17 protein-coding genes and 1 tRNA gene are annotated in these 18,375 nt (G+C 63.1%); 6 read left to right on the top strand and 12 right to left on the bottom strand.

Going from position 1 to position 18,375, the window contains the following annotated elements:
• Positions 1 to 223 precede the first annotated feature (223 nt).
• The 10 genes from AC4LFW_RS19810 to panM all read right to left on the bottom strand — a co-directional run bounded on the left by AC4LFW_RS19810 (position 224) and on the right by panM (position 11,628).
• Positions 224 to 580, bottom strand: a complete 357-nt coding sequence (locus tag AC4LFW_RS19810; protein WP_491821357.1) for a copper-binding protein — start codon at positions 578 to 580, stop codon at positions 224 to 226.
• Positions 577 to 3,747 (bottom strand): efflux RND transporter permease subunit, encoded by a 3,171-nt coding sequence (locus tag AC4LFW_RS19815; RefSeq protein WP_491821358.1) that lies wholly within the window; start codon positions 3,745 to 3,747, stop codon positions 577 to 579. The genes AC4LFW_RS19810 and AC4LFW_RS19815 overlap by 4 nt, the downstream gene beginning before the upstream one ends.
• Positions 3,744 to 5,225 carry an efflux RND transporter periplasmic adaptor subunit gene (locus AC4LFW_RS19820; protein WP_491821360.1) on the bottom strand — a complete coding sequence of 494 codons (1,482 nt, stop codon included), beginning with the start codon at positions 5,223 to 5,225 and terminating at the stop codon, positions 3,744 to 3,746. The genes AC4LFW_RS19815 and AC4LFW_RS19820 overlap by 4 nt, the downstream gene beginning before the upstream one ends.
• Positions 5,222 to 6,469: a TolC family protein gene (locus AC4LFW_RS19825; RefSeq protein WP_491821362.1), complete on the bottom strand. Its 1,248-nt coding sequence runs from the start codon at positions 6,467 to 6,469 to the stop codon at positions 5,222 to 5,224. Before AC4LFW_RS19825 ends, AC4LFW_RS19820 begins: the two co-directional genes overlap by 4 nt.
• 97 nt (positions 6,470 to 6,566) lie before the next feature.
• Positions 6,567 to 6,932, bottom strand: a complete 366-nt coding sequence (locus AC4LFW_RS19830) for a hypothetical protein (protein ID WP_491821364.1) — start codon at positions 6,930 to 6,932, stop codon at positions 6,567 to 6,569.
• A 341-nt stretch (positions 6,933 to 7,273) separates the two neighbouring features.
• A tRNA-Phe gene (locus AC4LFW_RS19835) sits at positions 7,274 to 7,349 on the bottom strand.
• Between the two features lie 168 nt (positions 7,350 to 7,517).
• Positions 7,518 to 7,790, bottom strand: a complete 273-nt coding sequence (locus tag AC4LFW_RS19840; protein WP_491821366.1) for an oxidative damage protection protein — start codon at positions 7,788 to 7,790, stop codon at positions 7,518 to 7,520.
• Positions 7,787 to 8,854 carry an A/G-specific adenine glycosylase gene (mutY, locus tag AC4LFW_RS19845; protein ID WP_491822203.1) on the bottom strand — a complete coding sequence of 356 codons (1,068 nt, stop codon included), beginning with the start codon at positions 8,852 to 8,854 and terminating at the stop codon, positions 7,787 to 7,789. The genes AC4LFW_RS19840 and mutY overlap by 4 nt, the downstream gene beginning before the upstream one ends.
• 11 nt (positions 8,855 to 8,865) lie before the next feature.
• Positions 8,866 to 11,088, bottom strand: a complete 2,223-nt coding sequence (locus tag AC4LFW_RS19850) for an AsmA family protein (RefSeq protein ID WP_491821368.1) — start codon at positions 11,086 to 11,088, stop codon at positions 8,866 to 8,868.
• 141 nt (positions 11,089 to 11,229) lie between these two features.
• A complete protein-coding gene (gene panM / locus AC4LFW_RS19855) occupies positions 11,230 to 11,628 on the bottom strand; it encodes an aspartate 1-decarboxylase autocleavage activator PanM (RefSeq protein WP_491821370.1) in 399 nt (132 codons plus the stop codon).
• Between the two features lie 213 nt (positions 11,629 to 11,841).
• On the opposite strand from panM, the gene hisB reads away from it, so the two are divergent.
• The 6 genes from hisB to AC4LFW_RS19885 all read left to right on the top strand — a co-directional run bounded on the left by hisB (position 11,842) and on the right by AC4LFW_RS19885 (position 16,181).
• A complete protein-coding gene (gene hisB / locus AC4LFW_RS19860) occupies positions 11,842 to 12,435 on the top strand; it encodes an imidazoleglycerol-phosphate dehydratase HisB (protein ID WP_019341947.1) in 594 nt (197 codons plus the stop codon).
• Positions 12,435 to 13,073, top strand: coding sequence for an imidazole glycerol phosphate synthase subunit HisH (hisH, locus tag AC4LFW_RS19865; RefSeq protein WP_491821373.1), 639 nt, complete (start codon positions 12,435 to 12,437; stop codon positions 13,071 to 13,073). Before hisB ends, hisH begins: the two co-directional genes overlap by 1 nt.
• Entirely contained in the window at positions 13,073 to 13,330 is a 258-nt protein-coding gene (locus tag AC4LFW_RS19870) for a DUF2164 domain-containing protein (protein ID WP_491821375.1), read from the top strand. Before hisH ends, AC4LFW_RS19870 begins: the two co-directional genes overlap by 1 nt.
• A gap of 35 nt (positions 13,331 to 13,365) precedes the next feature.
• Entirely contained in the window at positions 13,366 to 14,109 is a 744-nt protein-coding gene (hisA, locus tag AC4LFW_RS19875; protein ID WP_491821377.1) for a 1-(5-phosphoribosyl)-5-[(5-phosphoribosylamino)methylideneamino]imidazole-4-carboxamide isomerase, read from the top strand.
• Positions 14,110 to 14,196: 87 nt separating this feature from the next.
• The gene (gene hisF, locus AC4LFW_RS19880; protein WP_491821379.1) at positions 14,197 to 14,967 is read left to right on the top strand and encodes an imidazole glycerol phosphate synthase subunit HisF; all 771 of its coding nucleotides are present in this window, start codon (positions 14,197 to 14,199) and stop codon (positions 14,965 to 14,967) included.
• A 464-nt stretch (positions 14,968 to 15,431) separates the two neighbouring features.
• On the top strand, positions 15,432 to 16,181 hold the full coding sequence (locus tag AC4LFW_RS19885) for a substrate-binding periplasmic protein (protein ID WP_491822205.1): 750 nt from the start codon (positions 15,432 to 15,434) through the stop codon (positions 16,179 to 16,181).
• Positions 16,182 to 16,193: 12 nt separating this feature from the next.
• Here the strand turns inward: AC4LFW_RS19885 and AC4LFW_RS19890 are convergent, their stop codons facing one another.
• Together AC4LFW_RS19890 and AC4LFW_RS19895 are read right to left on the bottom strand one after the other, a co-directional pair.
• The gene (locus AC4LFW_RS19890) at positions 16,194 to 17,027 is read right to left on the bottom strand and encodes a divergent polysaccharide deacetylase family protein (RefSeq protein WP_491821381.1); all 834 of its coding nucleotides are present in this window, start codon (positions 17,025 to 17,027) and stop codon (positions 16,194 to 16,196) included.
• Positions 17,028 to 17,030: 3 nt separating this feature from the next.
• Positions 17,031 to 18,368 carry a S41 family peptidase gene (locus AC4LFW_RS19895; protein WP_491821383.1) on the bottom strand — a complete coding sequence of 446 codons (1,338 nt, stop codon included), beginning with the start codon at positions 18,366 to 18,368 and terminating at the stop codon, positions 17,031 to 17,033.
• Positions 18,369 to 18,375 lie beyond the last annotated feature (7 nt).

Here is an 18,375-nt window from a genome sequence, read left to right on the forward strand (position 1 = left end):
CAGTGCGCCATCTTTCGAGCGGTGTCGAACACTGGCGTGTCCTGGCTCATCGCGCCGCAGATGAAACTGCCTTCCAGCAGAATGAAAAGGCCCCTCAGCCGCTACGCCAGGCTCGCGGACACCTGCGCTCGCCGCCAAGAGGGCCAGATGTTCGCGAATCCTCTGAAGTTGCGGGGGCACGGCCATCAGCTGCCTGGCCGTGCCCCGCTGCGCTGCCTTGTGCTCAGCGCCTGGTGATGGTCTCCAGCTCTGCCTTCATGCCGCTGGAGGTAAAGCTGAACTCGACTTCATCACCGACCTTGACGCTGTTCATCTGCTCGGCCGAGGCCTTGAACGGCATGACCATGGCCGACCATTGCAGCTGGGGCACCGGGTCGTGCGCGATGGTGATGCTGCCCTTGTCCTGGTCGACCTTTTTCACGGTGCCGGTGGCAGTAGCTGTCTGGGCTGCCTTTTGCTGCTCCATGGGCATGTTGCCCATGTTCTTGTGCTCTCCCTGCATGCCTTCCATGGGCATGTCTGTCGCATAGGCAGCGGGGGTCAGGGCGAGGAAGACAAGGGCGCTGGTTAGGGTTTTCATTGGGTGACTCCAGTTTGGGTTTGGCTTTCGGTGTTTGGGATGGTTTCGGATTGCCTGCGACGCATCAGCAGATAGGCGGCCGGCAGGACGAACAGGGACAACAGCGGCGCGGTGATCATGCCGCCGACCATGGGCGCGGCGATGCGGCTCATGATTTCGCTGCCGGTGCCGCTGCCCCAGAGAATGGGCAGCAGACCGGCGATGATGACGGCCACGGTCATCGCCTTCGGCCGGACCCGCTGCACCGCACCGATACGGATGGCATTGCGCAGCGCCGGCTCGCCTGAGTGACCGGCAGCCTGCTGCTCGCTCCAGGCATTTCGCAGATAGAGCAGCATGATCACGCCGAACTCGGCCGCTACCCCCGCCAGCGCAATGAAACCGACGCCTGTGGCCACGGACAGGTTGTAGCCGAGCAGATACAGGAACCAGACCCCGCCGGTTAATGCAAAGGGCAGGGTGGCCATGATCAGTGCCGCCTCGGAGAGGCGCCCAAAGGTCAGGTAGAGCAGCACGAAGATGATCAGCAGCGTCGCCGGCACCACCAGGGTGAGGCGCTGATTAGCCCGCTCCATGAACTCGAACTGGCCCGAGTAGCTGAGGCTCATGCCGGGTGCGAGGGTCAGTTGCCCATCGATGGCAGTGCGCAGGTCAGCGACCACCGAGGCGATATCGCGTCCGCGCACATCGATGTAGACCCAGCCGGAGAGGCGGGCGTTCTCGCTTTTGAGCATCGGCGGGCCGTCCGTCACCTTGATCTGGGCGACCGTGCCGAGGGTGATCTGGCTACCTTGCGGTGTGTAGATCGGCAGCTGTCGCAGGTCGGCGAGCGAGTCGCGCCATTCACGTCCGTAGCGCAGGTTGATCGGGTAGCGGGCCAGGCCTTCCACCGTCTCGCCGACCTTCGCACCGCCAATGGCGCCGGCGACGATGGCCTGCACCTCGGCGATGTTGAGCCCGTAGCGCGCGGCGGCGGTGCGGTCGATGTCCACATCGATATAACGGCCGCCAGTCATGCGCTCGGCGAGGGCCGAGGCGACCCCGGAGACGTCCTTGGCGATGCGTTCGACCTGGGCGGTTGCGGCATCGATCTGCGCCAGGTCGCTGCCGGCCACCTTGACTCCGATCGGGCTCTTGATGCCGGTGGCAAGCATGTCGATGCGGTTGCGGATCGGAGGAATCCACAGGTTTGCCAAGCCCGGTACCTGCACGGCTCGGTCCAGTTCCTCGACCAGCTTCTCCGGTGTCATGCCCTCCCGCCACTGATCCTTGGGCTTGAACTGGATGGTGGTCTCGAACATCACCAATGGCGCCGGATCGGTGGCACTGTCGGCGCGTCCCGCCTTGCCGAATACCCGCTCGACCTCTGGCACCGACTTGATCAACCGGTCGGTCTGCTGCAGCAGCTCCGAGGCCTTCTGCGCCGATAGGCCGGGCAGGGCAGTGGGCATGTACAGAAGATCACCCTCGTCCAGCGGCGGCAGGAATTCCCCGCCCAGACGCGTTACCGGATAAAGCCCGGTGAGAAATACCAGCACGGCCACGGCCAGGGTGGTCTTGGGCCAGCGCAGCACGGCCTCCAGCGCCGGACGATAGACGCGGATCAGGCCGCGGTTGAGCGGATTCCTGGCCTCGTCCGGAATCTTTCCACGGATCCAGAAGCCCATCAGCACCGGTACCAGGGTCACCGACAGCCCCGCGGCGGCAGCCATGGCGTAGGTCTTGGTGAAGGCCAGCGGGCCGAACAGCCTGCCTTCCTGTGCCTCGAGCGTGAACACCGGAATGAACGACAGGGTAATGATCAGCAGGCTGAAGAACAGCGCCGGGCCGACCTCTACCGCGGCGTCGGTGATCACCTTCCAGTGGGTGGCGCCCTTGAGCTCCTTGCCCGGGTTCCGCTCGCGCCAGTGCTCGATGTGCTTGTGGGCGTTCTCGATCATCACCACGGCGGCGTCCACCATGGCCCCGATGGCAATCGCGATGCCGCCGAGGGACATGATGTTGGCGTTCACGCCCTGCTTTTGCATGATGATGAAGGCGATCAATATCCCCACCGGCAGCGAGACGATGGCCACCAGGGACGAGCGCAGGTGCCAGAGAAACAGGGCGCAGACGAGCGCCACGACGATGAACTCCTCGATCAGTTTGTGGGCGAGGTTCTCCACTGCACGGTCAATCAGCCTGCTGCGGTCGTAGGTGGTGACGATTTCCACGCCCTCGGGCAGGCTCTTCTGCAGCTCGTCCAGGCGCGCCTGCACGGCGCTGATGGTTTCGCGTGCGTTCTTGCCGCTGCGCAGGATCACCACACCACCGACTACCTCGCCCTCGCCGTCGAGTTCGGCGATGCCCCGGCGCATTTCCGGGCCAAGCTGGATCGTCGCGACGTCACCCAGGGTCACTGGGGTACCGCTGGCGTCCAGCTTCAGGGGGATCTGTCGGAAGTCCTTCAGTGATTGGAGATAGCCCGAGGCGCGCACCATGAACTCGCTTTCCGCCAGTGCCAGCACGCTGCCGCCGGTTTCCTGGTTGGCGCCATCGATGGCCTGGGCTACCTGTTGCTGGGTGATGCCACGGCTGGCCATGCGCACCGGGTCCAGGACCACCTGATACTGCTTGACCATGCCGCCGATGGGCGCTACTTCGGCGACGTTCGGCAGCGTCTTCAGCTCGTAGCGCAAAAACCAGTCCTGCAGAGAACGCAGCTGGGCCAGATCATGGCTGCCGCTGCGATCCACCAGCGCGTACTGGTAGATCCAGCCCACTCCGGTGGCGTCCGGCCCGAGGCTCGGAGCCGCGCCCTCAGGCAGGCGGCTCTGTACCTGGCTGAGGTACTCCAGCACCCGCGAGCGGGCCCAGTAGAGATCGGTTCCGTCCTCGAACAGCACATAGACGTAGCTGTCACCAAAGAACGAATAGCCGCGCACGGTCTTGGCGCCGGGCACCGAGAGCATGGTGGTGGCCAGCGGGTAAGTGACCTGGTTCTCGACGATTTGCGGCGCCTGGCCCGGGTAGGGCGTGCGGATGATCACCTGCACGTCGGACAAATCCGGCAGGGCATCGATGGGGCTGTTCTTCACTGACCAGACACCCCAGGCCACTGCGAACAGTGTGCCCAGCAGCACCAGCAGGCGATTGGCGACGGACCAGCGAATGAGAGCGGCGATCATGGCTGGTGCCCTCCATGCCCGGCATGCGCGTCCAGCTTCTCGATACGCTCGATGAACAATCCTTCGTCGCTTTGGCTCACTCCCACGCGGACCCGGTCGCCGGCTTTGAAGCCTTCAAGCAACGCCAGGTCGCTGACGGGAAATGGCATGGTCATGCCCGGCATGCCAAGGGTCTTGAAGGGGCCGTGGGAGAGGTTGACCATGTCGCCGTCGATCTCGACGATGGTGCCTTCCGCTTCATGCAGTGCGGGCGTCTTTGCCTTGGCCGGCTGCTCCAGCCCGCGAGCGGTGATGCCGCGCAGGCTGGCTTCCGAGTCGAGCAGGAACTGGCCGGAAGCGACCACCTGCTGGCCCTCCTGCAGCCCGTCGAGCACCTCGGTGCTGTCTCCGCTTTCGCGGCCGGTGCGAATCTCTACCGGCCGATAGCGGCCGTTGTCCTCGGCGAGCATCACCAGTGCGCGTTTGCCCGTGCGGATCACGGCCTCGGACGGGATTACCAGTGCGGTGCGCGCGTCACGTTCGAGCGTGACCCGGGCAGTCATGCCGGGGCGCAGGCGGTGCTGCGGATTGGGCAGCTCGACCCGCACCCGCACGGTACGGCTATCAAGGTCGGCCCGTGGCAGTACGGCCTGGATCTGCCCTTGCAGCGTCTCTCCGGGGAACGCCGGCAATTCTGCCTGGACGGCCTGGCCCTGGTTCAAGCCTGCCGCTTCGGCCTCCGGCACGGCGACTTCCAGCCAGACGCTGTCCAGCCCGTTGACTCGCGCCAGGGGAGCGCCGGCCGAGAGGGTCATGCCTTCACGCACATCGAGCGATTGCAGTACACCGCCCAACGGGCTGGTCACGGTCCAGACCGCCTGCGCCTTGCCGGTGCGCTCGAGTTGCGCGATGAACTCAGCAGGCATGCCGGCCAGGCGCAGACGCTGGCGAGCAGCGGCGTGCAGCTGCGGCTCGTCCAGGTTACGCAGCGCCAGGTATTCAGCCTGGGCAGCGCCCCATTCGGGTACCAGCAGGTCTGCCAGCGGCGCGCCACGTTCGATCACGTCTTCCGGCGCATGGTCGTATACCCGCTCCACGAAGCCGCCGCTACGGGCCTGAACCAGGGCGACGTCCCGGGCATTGAAGGCCAGCGCGCCGACCACTTCCAGCGACCGTCCGATTGGCTCGCGGCTAGCGGTCACGATGCGCATGCCCAAATTCTGGGCAATCCCCGGGTCGATGCTGATGCTGGCGGCGTCGGCGCCCTCCTGGGCGTAACGCGGCACCAGATCCATGTCCATGAAGGGTGACTTGCCGGGCTTGTCGAAGTGTTGCTGGGGGTACATCGGGTCGTACCAGTACAGCACTGCGCGGCCGTTCTCGTCGGGCTGGGCCTGGGCGTGGGCGGGCAGCAGTGTCAGGCCGATAATGTCAGTGACGGTAAAGAGCACCGGCAGGCTGATGGCCAGCGCCAGTTGCTTGAGGCGAAGCGGGGTCATGGCGTATCTCCAAAGGCGAAATGCAGGCGGGCGTTGGCGAGTGCGCGGTCACGGGCCACATCGATGCGGCGAAGGCGGGTTTCAAGCAGTGCCTGTCGTGCCTTGACCAGGGACATCAGCTCGCCGCGCCCGCCCTGGTAATCGGCCATGGCCAGGCGAACCTTTTCTTCGGCCAGAGGCAGCAGGGTGTCGTCCAGTCGCGTAAGGGTCCGCTCCAGCTGTTCCAGCTCGGCCAGTCGGCCGTCCAGCTCCTCGGTATGCATGCGCAGCGCGGCTTCACGCTCGGCTTCGATGCGGCCAAGGCGGGCCCGCTCGGCAGCAATCCGGGGGTCCTGGCGGGACCCGGCAAACAGCGGCAGGTCGAAACTGAAGTTGAGGCTGACCATGTCGCCCAACGATTCCCGGCGACCGTATTCCACTCCCCAGTTCCAGTCCGGACGCTTGTCTGCGCTAGCCTCGCGCACCTTCGCTTCGGCCTGGCGAGTGAGCGGATCGAAGGCCATCAGCTCAGGATGGTGCTGGAGGTGGTACTGGTAGTGCGAGGCATCGTCCTGCCAGCGTGGCCAGTCGCCTGACAATGGCTGCCTGGCGGCTTCACCAACCCATCGACGCAGCGCCGCACGGGCTACTGTCTGGCTGCGTAGCAGGTTGTCTTCCTGTTCGGCCAGCAAGGCGGCTTCCTGCCGGGGCAATACGCTGTCCGCCGCACTACCGCCACCACCTGCGATGCGCGCTTCGACGGCGCGGGCGAACAGCCGGTTTTCGCGGTAGAGCTCCTTGAACAGGGCCAGCTTGCGCTCGACCGAGAGCGTGGCGATCCAGGCTTCTGCAGCCTGACGACGAACAGCCAGCCGGGCGATGCGTTGCTGAACCTCGGCGAGCGCCAGGTCGGCTTCGGCCACATCGACACGGGCCTGGCGCTTGGCACGGTTGGGCACCTCCTGCATCAGGCCGATGGTCTGCATGGTCATGGCTTCGTCGCCGAGGCGCAGGCGCGACTCGCCCTCGATGGGCACATTGCGCAAGCCGAGGCTCAGCCGTGGATCGGGCAGCTCACCTGCCGGAATGGCCGCGCTACGGGCGGCCTCAAGGTTCGCAGCTTGTGCTGCCAGCGCCGGCGCTTCGCGTTCGGCCAGCGCCAGGGTCTGTTCCAGAGTCAGGGCAACGGCCGGGCCAGGAAAGGCCAGCGCACCCAGCAACAGGGCAGCCGGCACACGGCGCGCCCAAGGGCATAGGGATGTCATGTCTCGATTCCAATGTCGTTCCAGTGCGGGCCGTCAGGCGCGCAGGGCCCGTGTCATGCGTCAGGGACGCCGATCGGGGTTCAGGTCGGGCTTGGAATCAGGCGCGGGGTGGGTGCCAGACGGCATCCGGAATCAGGGAGGGAGCGATATCGCTGGGATGAGCGGAAACCTGCTGGCCGGCCGGCAGCAACGGAGCCTTGCCAAGGGAGAACTGGAGCAGACTGCTGGTCTTGCATTCCTGACCGGACTTGCACACACCCGTGCTCTTGCCGGTCTTGTCATGCTCAAAGCATTCATCATCAGCACCCATGCCGGCATCTTCTGCATGCATGGACATTGATATCGGAGCGTCACCGCTCTGCATCATCCTGTGCTCGCCGGCAGGCATCAGCATGTGCGCCATCCCGTTGATGGGAAGCGTCAAGCTGAGCAGCAAGAGAACAAGACGGACGGTGACGTGCATGCGGTCGAGTCTAGCGAGGGAGGGAAGGCATGGCAACCGCCGCCAGACCGCTGGCGCCAAAACATTAGGAAAGTTAGATTCGCTTTGCATCGATCTATCAGGCGCTGGTCTGGCTACCAGCCATCCCATGTGGAAAGCGACCTTTAATACGATAACTGTCCCGGCTGGTGTGAAAGCAGATTGAGCAGAGGTAGGACTGATCAAGTCGGCCATAACCCTGGAGTGCCCAACGCTCGCGCCTACAAGGGACGGGTAGGGGAAGTGCAGACAACAAAAAACCCGCACTAGGCGGGCTTCTTGTGGGCTTTCGGGTGGTGCTGACACCACCTGAAAACGAAAGGTGGTGCCCAGGGACGGAATCGAACCGCCGACACGGGGATTTTCAATCCCCTGCTCTACCGACTGAGCTACCTGGGCAACGGGGCGCTATTAGACGGATTTGGCATTTACCTGTCAAGCGTGGCCTTGAAAATATTTAGCTAGAACGGGCATTTAGCTTCGCGATGCAGGCGGGTGACCGCTGCGGTGACGCGGCACCAGCCGGGCAGGCGGCGATCTGTGCCGTGCTAGCGCCGGCTAACCGGCTCACTCACTTGGCGGTACGTAGCCTTCGGCCTGAGCGTACTCTTCGCCGGAGAGAAACTTGTCCATCTCGGTTTGCAGGAACTTGCGGTCCTCGGCGTTCATCATGTTCAGGCGGCGTTCGTTAATCAGCATGGTCTGGTGTTTCTGCCAGTCGTCCCAGGCTTTCTTGGATACGTTGTTGTAGATGTCTTCGCCTTTGACGCCCGGATACGGCGGGCGGTCCAGGCCAGGCAGTTCTTCTTTGTACTTGCGGCAGTTCACGGTGCGGGTCATGACAACTCTCCTGCGTTCAATTCGGCGGCGGCGCGCTTGAGCAGCGTCTTCACCGGGGCGGCGAGCCCCAGTCGCGGCGGGGTGGCAAGGTTATACCAGAGCCAGTCGGCCTCGGCCACGGCACCGGGTGGGGTCTGAACCCGGATGAGCCATGGTTCGATGGCGAGCTGGAAGTGACTGAAGGTATGGGTCAGCCCGGGCAGTTCCCGGCGCTCTTCCATTCGCAGGCCATGACGCTCAGCCAGTGCGTCAAGGGCTGGGAGGTCTTCCAGCTCCGGCAGGCTCCAGAGCCCGCCCCAGAGACCGGTTGACGGTCGACGGTAGAGCAGGATGGCGCCGTCGGGGTTGGCCAGCATGGGCATCAGGGTACGCTTGTGTGGCAGCACCTTTCGGGGCTTGGGTACCGGGAACTCGGTTTCGCGACCCAGCAGGTGGGCGCGGCAGCCCGTTCGAAGCGGGCAAAGCAGGCAGGTCGGCTTGCTGCGTGTGCAAAGCGTGGCGCCAAGATCCATCATCGCCTGGGTGTAGTGGTTGACGCGCTGCTCTGGAGTGAAGCGCTCGGCGGCCTCCCAGAGTTGTCTGGCAACCTTGGGCTCGCCGGGGTAACCCTGCTGCGCCAGATAGCGCGCCAGCACTCGCTTGACGTTTCCGTCGAGGATTGGCGCGCGCAGGCCCATGCTCAGGCTGGCGATCGCGCCGGCGGTCGAGCGACCGATGCCGGGCAATTCGGCTAGCTGTTCGACGTCCCGAGGAAACTCGCCGTTGTGCTCGGAGACGACCAATCTGGCGGCTTTGTGCAGATTGCGGGCGCGGCTGTAGTAGCCCAGGCCGGTCCATAGGTGCAATACCTCGTCTTCATGAGCGCTGGCCAGGTCTCTGACCGTTGGCAGGGCTTCCATGAAGCGATCGAAATAGCCGAGCACGGTGCTGACTTGGGTCTGCTGCAACATGATTTCAGAAACCCAGACCCTATAAGGCGTGATGCCCTTCTGCCAGGGTAGATCCTTGCGGCCGTGAAGGTCGTACCAGTCCAGCACGGCGGTGCCGAACTGCTCGGGGCTCATGGGTTCGGCAATCATCGATTGAACAGGCCCTTCAGCGCATCCTTCAGGTCCGGGCTGACTTTGTCGCCGAGCTTTTCCTCCAGCTTTTCGGTGAGCTTTTCGCCAGCCAGGCGTGCGGCAACCTTGCCGAGAGCGTCGTTGTCGAAGCGGCAGGCCTTGGCGCCAAGCTCCAGCGGGCCCCGGCAGCGCAACGGCCATTCGATACCGACATAGCGATCATTGACCTCGCAGGCAGGGTCCGGCATGGCGCCCTTGTCACCCTCGATAAGGATGCCGATACGGTAGTCCATGCCCAGGACCCGCAGGTCGATATCGCCGTTGCCGTTGATGGTCAGCCCCGGGATGCTGGCTTTCAGGTCCGGGTTGCTGGCCAGGCCGTTGCGCAGGGTCAGGTTACCCTTGAGGGTGCGGAAGGGTGTGTCCTGGCTTCGTGGTTCGCTGGTCAATGGTTTGCGGTTGAGTGTGGAAATGGCGCGGCAAAGCTGCTGCTCGAGATTCGCGTCGACCAGGATTCCGTTGTCGATGATGAAGCCTATCTTGCCGTTTAGGTTGTCGATCCAGGCCTTCTGGCTGTTGCCCTGGGTGCGCAAGTCACCGTCAAGATTCAACAGGCCCTTGATGACAATTTTCTCGCCCTGGCTTTCAAGCAATCGCTCGACGGGCACATGAACCAGCCGTTGTTGCGAGGTGATGAGCGGTATCGCTGGGCGAACATCTAGGCTTGCCGTGGTCTCCACGCGGCCGTTGTAGAGGCTGCCGCGCATTTCCTCCAAGGTCAGCAAGCCGCCTGCGCTTCGCGCCTTGAGACTGAAGTCGTCGAGCGGCAGCTTCTTCGCGGTGAGGCTCGCGATGGTCAGGCTGATGCGCGTGTCGAGACTGTGCAGGGTTTCGATTGGCAGGATCTTTTCATCGCTCCAGGCTTCCTGGGTCGGCTTGCCGGGCAGAGGTGTAGTACCGCTGCCTATCACGGCTGCTTCGGTGACACTCACCTCGCTCTGGCGCGCTGCTGCGGCCGAGTCGTCCCTGTCCGGTGGCGGTAGGTAGCGATCCAGGTCGAGTCTGTCTCCTTTGAGGTCGGCCTGCAGGGCCTTCTTGGAGAAGTCGCTGATGCCGATCTGGCCGGTGAGGGTGCTTTCGTCGACTTTGAGGTTCAGCTCTTCGAGCATCAGGCTGGTCTGGGTAGCGGCGAGGCGGGTAACCAGTTCGGCTTTGCTCAGTGCGGTCGCGTCCGCCATGGTCGGTAAGGGCTGGCCAACGCCCTCAAGAAATTCGCGCAGATTGAACTCGGCAATCGAGAGCATGCCGCTGATCTTTGGCTGACCTTCAAGGTCGCGCGCTTTCAGCTCGCCAAGCCCGCGCAACTGATTGGCGGTGAACTTGAGGCTGGACCATTCCGCGATCTCGGCCGCAAGGTCGGCCAGCAGCTGGCCCTGGGCGCTGAAATTGAGGGTCTTGCCTTGCAGCGGCTCGCCGGAGGCCTCACCGCTCAGGCGCATGTCTTCGAGTTGGTAGCGTTGCAGCTGGGTGTCGAAGCGCAGTGAGCCCTGCAGTTCGGCCCGTGCGCGCATCACCGGTTTGTTGGTGCCGAAAAATGCGTTCAGCTTGATCGGAATTGGCGAGGCCTCACGAATGGCGCCGGTGCTCAGCTCGATGCCTTCGGCGCTGAACTGCTGCCCGCTCTGGGCGTCATGGTAGGTCACCCGGGCATCGCTGACAGTCAGGCTGTCGATATCGAGGCGTAGCTGGCGGCCGGATCGCTCGGCCTGCTGCTCGGCTGCACGGGCTTCGGTCTGCGGGGGCTCGGCCGTCTCGCCAGGTCGCTCGCTGGCGGGTGGCTGGCCGACGCCTTCCCAGTTGCCCTTGCCGTTTTCATCGCGGGACAGCGTCAGGTTCAGACCATTGAGCGTGATGTCGCTCATCTGCACCTCGCGGCTCAGCAGCGGCATCACCCGTACCGACAGGCCCAGCATGCGCAGGTCGGCGAAGGGCTGCTCGGGCGACTGAACACTGGCCAGGGTGGTGTCGTGCAGTTCCAGGCCAAGCCAGGGGAAGAGGCTCCAGCCGATGTCGCCCCTTATGTCCAACTCGAGGCCGGCCTTGTTGCGGGCCAGTTCGCGGATTTCATCCTTGTAATCGTTGGGGTCGAAAAACTGGGTCAGGGCGAAACCCAGCGCGACGATGAGCAGCAGCAACCCGAGGATTACCAGGCCCAGGATTTTGCCGAGCGCTTTCATGGACAAGTCCTTTGTGTTTGGCGTTCTTAAAGCAGGCGAGTATAGCGCCGCGGGCTATGGCTGGCGTCGCGGCTCGTGTTGGAGTGGTGCCCGGGCCTGGGGTTCCGGTGCGGGGGGCACGCGGATTCGCCTGAAGGCAGCCTAGAACAGATCCAGCGGCAGCTGGGTTCTTGCCGCCAGGGCCTGAGCCTCGAGGTGCCCTTTTGGTGCGGCCAGGTGCAGTTGCTGGCCGGCTTCGGCCGCCAGACGCTGGCTTTCTTCAAGGATGCGCTTGCCCACACCGCGGCGGCGGGTGATCTTGCGCACGCACAGGTGCGACAGCTGCCAGTTCGTGCTGCCTCTTTGCAACACGCCGGCACCCAGCAGCCTGTCGTTGAACCGACCGGCGACAAGGGTGCCCTGGGTCAGTGCGTGATGGATCAGGGCGTCGGCGGTAGCGTGAGGTGCCAGCAACCATTCCGGCGCGTCGGCGAAGATCTTCGCCAGGTCGACAAGGTCCTGCTGGCTGGGCTCGGTGAGGCATTCGACATAGACGGGCATGCGGACCTGCTGCGTTGTCGGTGATGCCGGCAAGCATAACCCTGCTATACGGCAATCGCACGACAGTCTGGCGTCGCTTGCAGGCTGCCGTTCGCTCAGGGCATGCAGCCTGGCTGTGCCTGCGGACGCCCAGCGGCCCTCGGCGCGTATCCGCAATGGTGGGTTTGGCCTATAATGGCGCTCTTTTTCGCCCCACGATCAGCGGAGCTGTGGATGTCCGAGCGTACGGCTTGCGTAGAGCGCAACACCCTGGAAACCCAGGTAAAGGCCACCATCAACCTGGACGGCACCGGCAAGAGCCGCTTCGCCATCGGCGTGCCGTTCCTCGAGCACATGCTCGACCAGATCGCCCGCCACGGCTTGATCGATCTGGACATCGAGTGTCAGGGTGATCTGCATATCGATGATCACCACACTGTGGAAGACGTCGGCATCACACTCGGCCAGGCCTTTGCGAAGGCTGTCGGCGACAAGAAAGGCATGACCCGCTACGGGCATTCCTACGTGCCGCTGGACGAGGCGCTGTCGCGTGTGGTCATCGATTTTTCCGGGCGTCCGGGTCTGCAGATGCATGTCCCTTACACCCGCGCCACCGTCGGCGGCTTCGATGTCGATCTGTTCCAGGAATTCTTCCAGGGCTTCGTCAATCACGCGCTGGTGACCCTGCATATCGACAATCTGCGCGGGCACAACACCCATCACCAGATCGAAACCGTGTTCAAGGCCTTCGGCCGCGCGCTGCGCATGGCGGTGACGCTGGATGAGCGCATGGCCGGCCAGATGCCCTCGACCAAGGGTTGCCTGTAATGCAGACGGTTGCAGTCATCGATTACGGCATGGGCAACCTGCACTCGGTCGCCAAGGCGCTGGAGCACGTCGGCGCTGGCCGCGTGCTGATTACCAGCGATGCGCAGGTCATCCGTGAAGCCGACCGCGTGGTGTTTCCCGGCGTCGGCGCGATCCGCGATTGCATGGCCGAGATCCGCCGCCTGGGCTTCGACGAGCTGGTGCGGGAAGTGAGCGTCGATCGTCCGTTCCTTGGTGTGTGCGTCGGCATGCAGGCGCTGATGGAGCGTAGCGAGGAGAATGGTGGTGTCGATTGCATCGGCCTGTTTCCCGGCCAGGTGCGCTTCTTTGGCAAGGATCTGGAAGAAGATGGCGAGCGCCTGAAGGTGCCGCACATGGGTTGGAACCATGTGGAGCAGGCCGTCAGCCATCCGCTGTGGCACAACATCCCCGCCGATGCCCGCTTCTATTTCGTGCACAGCTATTACATCGAGGCCGGCAATCCTCGGCAGGTGGTCGGCCGCGGCCATTACGGTACGGACTTCGCCGCCGCGCTGGCCGATGGGTCGCGCTTCGCGGTGCAGTTCCACCCCGAGAAGAGCCACACCCATGGATTACAGCTGCTGCAGAATTTCGCCGCCTGGGATGGTCGCTGGTAATGAGCCGGGCCAAGAAGCCTCCGGTCCTGACACTGGATCCTGCTCAGGAGCAGGCCGCGCAACAGATCATCAAGCGCTTTCTTGAAGATCGCTTCGAGCTTGAGCTGGGCTCCTTCGAGGCGCAGGAAGTGCTTGATCTGTTCGCCCGTGAAATTGCTTCGCTGTACTACAACAAGGCGATCTTCGACGTGCAGACGCACCTGAAAGAAAGGTTCGAGAGCATCGAGAGCGACTTGTGGGCGCTCGAAAAGAGCTGACCTTATCCACCTCCCGATTTAGACAGGTTCAAGCCATGCTGATTATTCCCGCAATCGATCTCAAGGACGGCGCCTGTGTGCGTCTGCGTCAGGGGCTGATGGACGACGCCACGGTGTTCTCCGATGACCCTGTCGCCATGGCCGCCAAATGGGTCGAGGCCGGTTGCCGCCGTCTGCATCTGGTGGATCTCAACGGCGCCTTCGAAGGGCAGCCGGTCAATGGCGAGGTGGTCACGGCCATCGCCAAGCGCTACCCGGATTTGCCGATCCAGATCGGTGGCGGCATCCGTTCGCTGGAGACCATCGAGCACTACGTTCGTGCTGGCGTCAGCTACGTGATCATCGGTACCAAGGCGGTCAAGCAGCCGGAATTCGTCGGCGAAGCCTGCCGCGCCTTTCCGGGCAAGGTGATCGTCGGTCTGGATGCGAAGGATGGCTTTGTCGCCACCGACGGCTGGGCCGAGGTGTCGAGCGTACAGGCTGTGGATCTGGCACGCCGCTTCGAGGCCGACGGCGTCTCGGCGATCGTCTACACCGACATCGCCAAGGACGGCATGATGCAGGGCTGCAACATCGAGGCCACGGTGGCCCTGGCCAATGCCAGCCGCATCCCTGTAATCGCCTCGGGTGGTATCCACAACATCGGTGATATCCAGAAGCTGCTCGATACGAATACCCGTGGGATCGTCGGCGCCATCACCGGTCGGGCGATCTACGAAGGCACGCTCGATGTCGCTGAAGCCCAGGCGCTCTGCGATCTGAAATTCAAAGACGAGTAACAAGCGATGAGCTGAAAGCTGGAAGCCAAGCAGTTGAGCTGCTTCCAGCTTCAGGCTTATAGCTTCAGGCTCTTTTCGGAGAAAAGCATGGCCCTTGCCAAACGCATCATTCCCTGCCTCGACGTGGACAACGGCCGTGTGGTCAAAGGCGTCCAGTTCGAAAACATCCGTGATGCCGGCGATCCGGTGGAAATCGCCCGGCGCTACGATGAGCAGGGCGCTGACGAGATCACCTTTCTCGACATCACCGCCAGCGTCGACAACCGCGATACCACGCTGCACACCGTCGAGCGCATGGCCAGCCAGGTGTTCATCCCGCTGACCGTGGGCGGCGGTGTGCGCTCGGTTCAGGACATTCGCAATCTGCTCAATGCGGGCGCCGACAAGGTATCGATCAATACGGCTGCGGTGTTCACGCCTGAATTTGTCGGTGAGGCTGCCGAGCGTTTCGGCTCGCAGTGCATCGTCGTCGCCATCGATGCCAAGCGGGTCTCCCTGCCTGGCGAAACCCCACGCTGGGAGATTTTCACCCATGGCGGGCGCAAGCCTACCGGGCTGGACGCTGTGCTCTGGGCGCAGAAGATGGAAGCTTTGGGCGCCGGCGAAATCCTCCTGACCAGCATGGACCAGGATGGCGTCAAGAGTGGCTATGACCTCGGGGTCACGCGGGCCATCAGCGAAGCCGTCCGCATTCCGGTGATAGCCTCCGGTGGCGTAGGCAACCTGCAGCACCTGGCTGATGGCATTCTCGAGGGCAAGGCCGATGCGGTGCTGGCTGCTAGCATCTTTCACTTCGGCGAATACACCGTGCCCGAAGCCAAGGCCTACATGGCCAGCTGCGGCATCGTGATGCGCTGAGCCAGGGCCGAACCGCTTCCGAAACATAGCGCCCTTGATCCAGCGTTGGGGCCATAGGCGAGCCCGACCGGCCATTTTCAGGCCAACGGGACATGCCCTACGAAACCGTAGCCAGGCTCAGGTCGCGCTGGGCGAGTGACCGAGTCGGCACCCTCCATTCCCCGTTCAGTCGGACATGCTTGACGCATGATGGCTGTAGGCCCACTTCGCTGCCCCGTTCCGGGGCGTTGCGCCCACCGTTCAGCCCGGTGATCGAGGCCAGCTTGCAAGGTTCATCTGCATTGGGGCGGTTCAGGGGTGAGTGGTGGCTATTTGCTATTTTTTCTGTGAGGTACTTCTCATTTGCTTTGATTACACGGTGCGTCTGGTTCACAACTTGCTACAAGTAGCAGAAGTGCAACTGCCAGGCGCTACGGACCGGGCCAGGTGGTTTGCGTCTTGGTGTAATTGTGGATTGGGGGAAGCTGATGAGACGTATCCTAGCGGCGGCGCTGATGATGTTCGTGACCGTTTCGGCGAAGGCTGCACTGCCGGATGACTATGAAATAGTCCTGCTGACGGAAAACTTCCCGCCGTTCAATATGGCGGCGGATGGCAAGAATTATGCGGCTGATCAAAATATCAGTGGCATCAACGCGGAGATTGTCCGCGAAATGTTCCGGCGGGCCGGCATCAATTACAGCCTGACGTTGCGCTTCCCCTGGGAACGAATCTACAAGCAGGTCCTGGAGCATCCCGATCAGGGATTGTTTTCCACAACCTACACGCCTGAGCGCGAACCCTTGTTCAAGTGGGTCGGACCTCTAGCCAGTACCGGCTGGGTGCTTCTCGCTCCGCCCGACAGCCCGCTGCGGCTGAGTTCGCTCGATCAGGCACGGCAATACCGGGTCGGCGCCTACAAGAACGACGCGGTCAGTCAGCATCTTGAGAGCAAGGGGTTCGAGCCCCTCAATTCGCTTCGCGACAAGGAAAACATCAGCAAACTGATGAAGGGGCAGATCGACCTATGGGCGACCACCGACCCGGTCGGTCTCTATCTGGCGAAGCAGGAAGGCGTGACCGGGCTGACCACGGTGCTGCGCTTCAACGATGCACAGTTGTTCCTGGCGCTCAACAAGGACACGCCGGACGAGGTGGTCAGCAGGCTGCAGAAAGCCCTCAACGAGATGCGGGAAGATGGCGCGATCGATGCCATCCTGCGGCGTTATCTCTAGCGTTGTAGATATTCAGCGGTAAATGCCGAGCGAACCATGGGCGGCCATCGCTCGGTTGCCCCGTAGGGCGATCATCTGTTCCATGCCGATCCAGTCGATGCCCATGACGCGCAGCCGCGGTAGCTCTCGCTCCAGAAGCGCCAGCGTGCTGGCGTGCGGGTGGCCGATGATGACCACCGAGCCCTGTTTCCGGGCCAGCTTCATGGCGGCCCGGAACTGATCGGCGACCGCAGCGGGTGCAGGATCATCATCGAGAAAGACGTCCCTCGACAGGCTCGCCAGCTGGACCTGCTGAGCAGCCGCAGCGGCCACCGTGTGAGGGTTGGTGCGGCTATCGAGAAAGAACAGGTGACGCGCCTGTAGCTCGGTCATCAGCGACAGCATGGGTTGCTTCTGGTCGGTCATCTGGCTGCCCATGTGATTGTTCACGCCGAGGGCGTGTGGAACCCTCCGCAGTGCGTTATCCAGGCGTTGTTGAAGCTGCTCCGGACTGAGCCCCTGATGCCAGCTGTAGGGCCCTATAGCTGGTGCCATGGGTAGATGCAGCAGTACTGTCTTGCCAGCCTCGTATGCCCGCTGGGCCAATGAGGGGGCGTGGCGCGTATCCGGCAGGATGGCAAGGGCTACAGGGCCGGGCAGGGCGAGAGCACGGTTATCCCTGGCGGGATTTGCCCCCAGATCATCGATCACCAGCGCCAGCTTGGGCATGCTCGACGCTGCGGCCAGTTCATGGCCCTGCTCTGTGGGGCTTGGGTCGCTTGCCTCGCCACCTGGTGCACGAGCGGGCGAGGCGGCAAAGAGCTGCGAAGCGAGGCCGGCCAGCAGCAACAGTGCAGCCAGGCGCACCGCTTATTGTCCGCGAGTGAGATTCAGCCCCTTGAGAAGGTTCAGTGCCTGACCAAGCTGATAGTCATCATCCTGTGGTCTTGGTGAGGCCTTTGCGGCCTGGGCATTGGTGGGGCGCTCCGGTCCGCCATTGCCGTTGCCCAGATGGCCGGCGAGATCCGCCTCCCGGATGCCCTCAGCGGTCTGTTCACGGGTCAGTTTGGCGCGCGTCACTTCGATATCGGGCACGATGCCCTGGGCCTGGATGGAGCGGCCGTTGGGCGTGTAATACAACGCGGTGGTGAGTTTGAGCGCGCGGTCGTTGTTCAACGGCAGTACCGTCTGCACCGAGCCCTTGCCAAAGCTGTCGGTTCCCATGACGACACCGCGCTTGTGATCCTGCAAGGCGCCCGCGACGATTTCCGATGCCGAGGCGCTACCGCCGTTGATCAGTACGACCAGCGGAACGCCCTCGCTTGCGTCGGCTAGGTCGGCATTGAAGCGAAGCTCGGAATTGGCGATGCGGCCTTCGGTATAGACGATCAGACCGTCCTTGAGGAAATGGTCGGACACCTCTACGGCAGCCTGCAAGACGCCCCCAGGGTTGTTGCGCAGATCCAGCACCAGACCGTTGAGCTTCCCGCCATTTTCCTTTCGCAGGCGAGCAAGTGCCTTGCCGACCTCTTCTCCGGTATTTATCTGGAATTGAGTCACTCGCAGATAGCCATACCCAGGCTCCAGCATCTGGCTCTTGACGCTGTTGACCTTGATGACGGCACGGGATAGCTCGACCGTGAATGGCTTGCCGCCTTCACGCACCAGCGACAGGGAAATATTGCTGCCAGGCTTGCCGCGCATCATGCCCACCGCTTCGATCATCGACATGCCCTTGGTTGGCTTGCCGTCGATCTTGACGATCAGGTCGCCCGCCTCGATACCGGCTTTCGAGGCGGGGGTATCGTCGATAGGAGAGACCACCTTGATAAAGCCATCTTCGATCCCGACCTCGATACCGAGGCCGCCGAATTCGCCGCTGGTGCTTTCCTGCAGCTCGGCGAACGCCTCGGGCTCCAAGTAGGCCGAATGCGGATCGAGATTGCTCAGCATGCCCTTGATGGCATTTTCCAGCAGGGTCTTGTCGTCTACAGGCTCGACATAGGCCGCCTTGATCCGATCGAGCACCTCGACAAAGGTGCGAAGCTCGTCCAGTGGCAACGGGGCCTTGCTGGAAGGTGCCTGCAGCTCCATAGTTGCGGGCGCCATCTCCGCCGGTGGCTGCTGGGCCCAGGCACTACCGTAGAGCCCTAGCATGACGGCCAGGGCAAGCGTGGAAGGTTGGGCGAAACGGCACAGGTGCGGCATGTCTGAC

Source organism: Stutzerimonas sp. C6.4V, assembly GCF_058536345.1.

Excerpts from the sequence above, each read along its gene's own strand:
- AC4LFW_RS19825 (WP_491821362.1), bottom strand. The coding sequence starts at position 6,469 with ATGACATCCCTATGCCCTTGGGCGCGCCGTGTGCCGGCTGCCCTGTTG.
- AC4LFW_RS19830 (WP_491821364.1), bottom strand. The coding sequence starts at position 6,932 with ATGCACGTCACCGTCCGTCTTGTTCTCTTGCTGCTCAGCTTGACGCTT.
- panM (WP_491821370.1), bottom strand. The coding sequence starts at position 11,628 with ATGCCCGTCTATGTCGAATGCCTCACCGAGCCCAGCCAGCAGGACCTT.
- hisF (WP_491821379.1), top strand. The coding sequence starts at position 14,197 with ATGGCCCTTGCCAAACGCATCATTCCCTGCCTCGACGTGGACAACGGC.
- AC4LFW_RS19870 (WP_491821375.1), top strand. The coding sequence starts at position 13,073 with ATGAGCCGGGCCAAGAAGCCTCCGGTCCTGACACTGGATCCTGCTCAG.
- AC4LFW_RS19820 (WP_491821360.1), bottom strand. The coding sequence starts at position 5,225 with ATGACCCCGCTTCGCCTCAAGCAACTGGCGCTGGCCATCAGCCTGCCG.
- hisH (WP_491821373.1), top strand. The coding sequence starts at position 12,435 with ATGCAGACGGTTGCAGTCATCGATTACGGCATGGGCAACCTGCACTCG.
- AC4LFW_RS19810 (WP_491821357.1), bottom strand. The coding sequence starts at position 580 with ATGAAAACCCTAACCAGCGCCCTTGTCTTCCTCGCCCTGACCCCCGCT.
- AC4LFW_RS19895 (WP_491821383.1), bottom strand. The coding sequence starts at position 18,368 with ATGCCGCACCTGTGCCGTTTCGCCCAACCTTCCACGCTTGCCCTGGCC.
- AC4LFW_RS19840 (WP_491821366.1), bottom strand. The coding sequence starts at position 7,790 with ATGACCCGCACCGTGAACTGCCGCAAGTACAAAGAAGAACTGCCTGGC.
- hisB (WP_019341947.1), top strand. The coding sequence starts at position 11,842 with ATGTCCGAGCGTACGGCTTGCGTAGAGCGCAACACCCTGGAAACCCAG.
- hisA (WP_491821377.1), top strand. The coding sequence starts at position 13,366 with ATGCTGATTATTCCCGCAATCGATCTCAAGGACGGCGCCTGTGTGCGT.
- mutY (WP_491822203.1), bottom strand. The coding sequence starts at position 8,854 with ATGAGCCCCGAGCAGTTCGGCACCGCCGTGCTGGACTGGTACGACCTT.
- AC4LFW_RS19815 (WP_491821358.1), bottom strand. The coding sequence starts at position 3,747 with ATGATCGCCGCTCTCATTCGCTGGTCCGTCGCCAATCGCCTGCTGGTG.
- AC4LFW_RS19850 (WP_491821368.1), bottom strand. The coding sequence starts at position 11,088 with ATGAAAGCGCTCGGCAAAATCCTGGGCCTGGTAATCCTCGGGTTGCTG.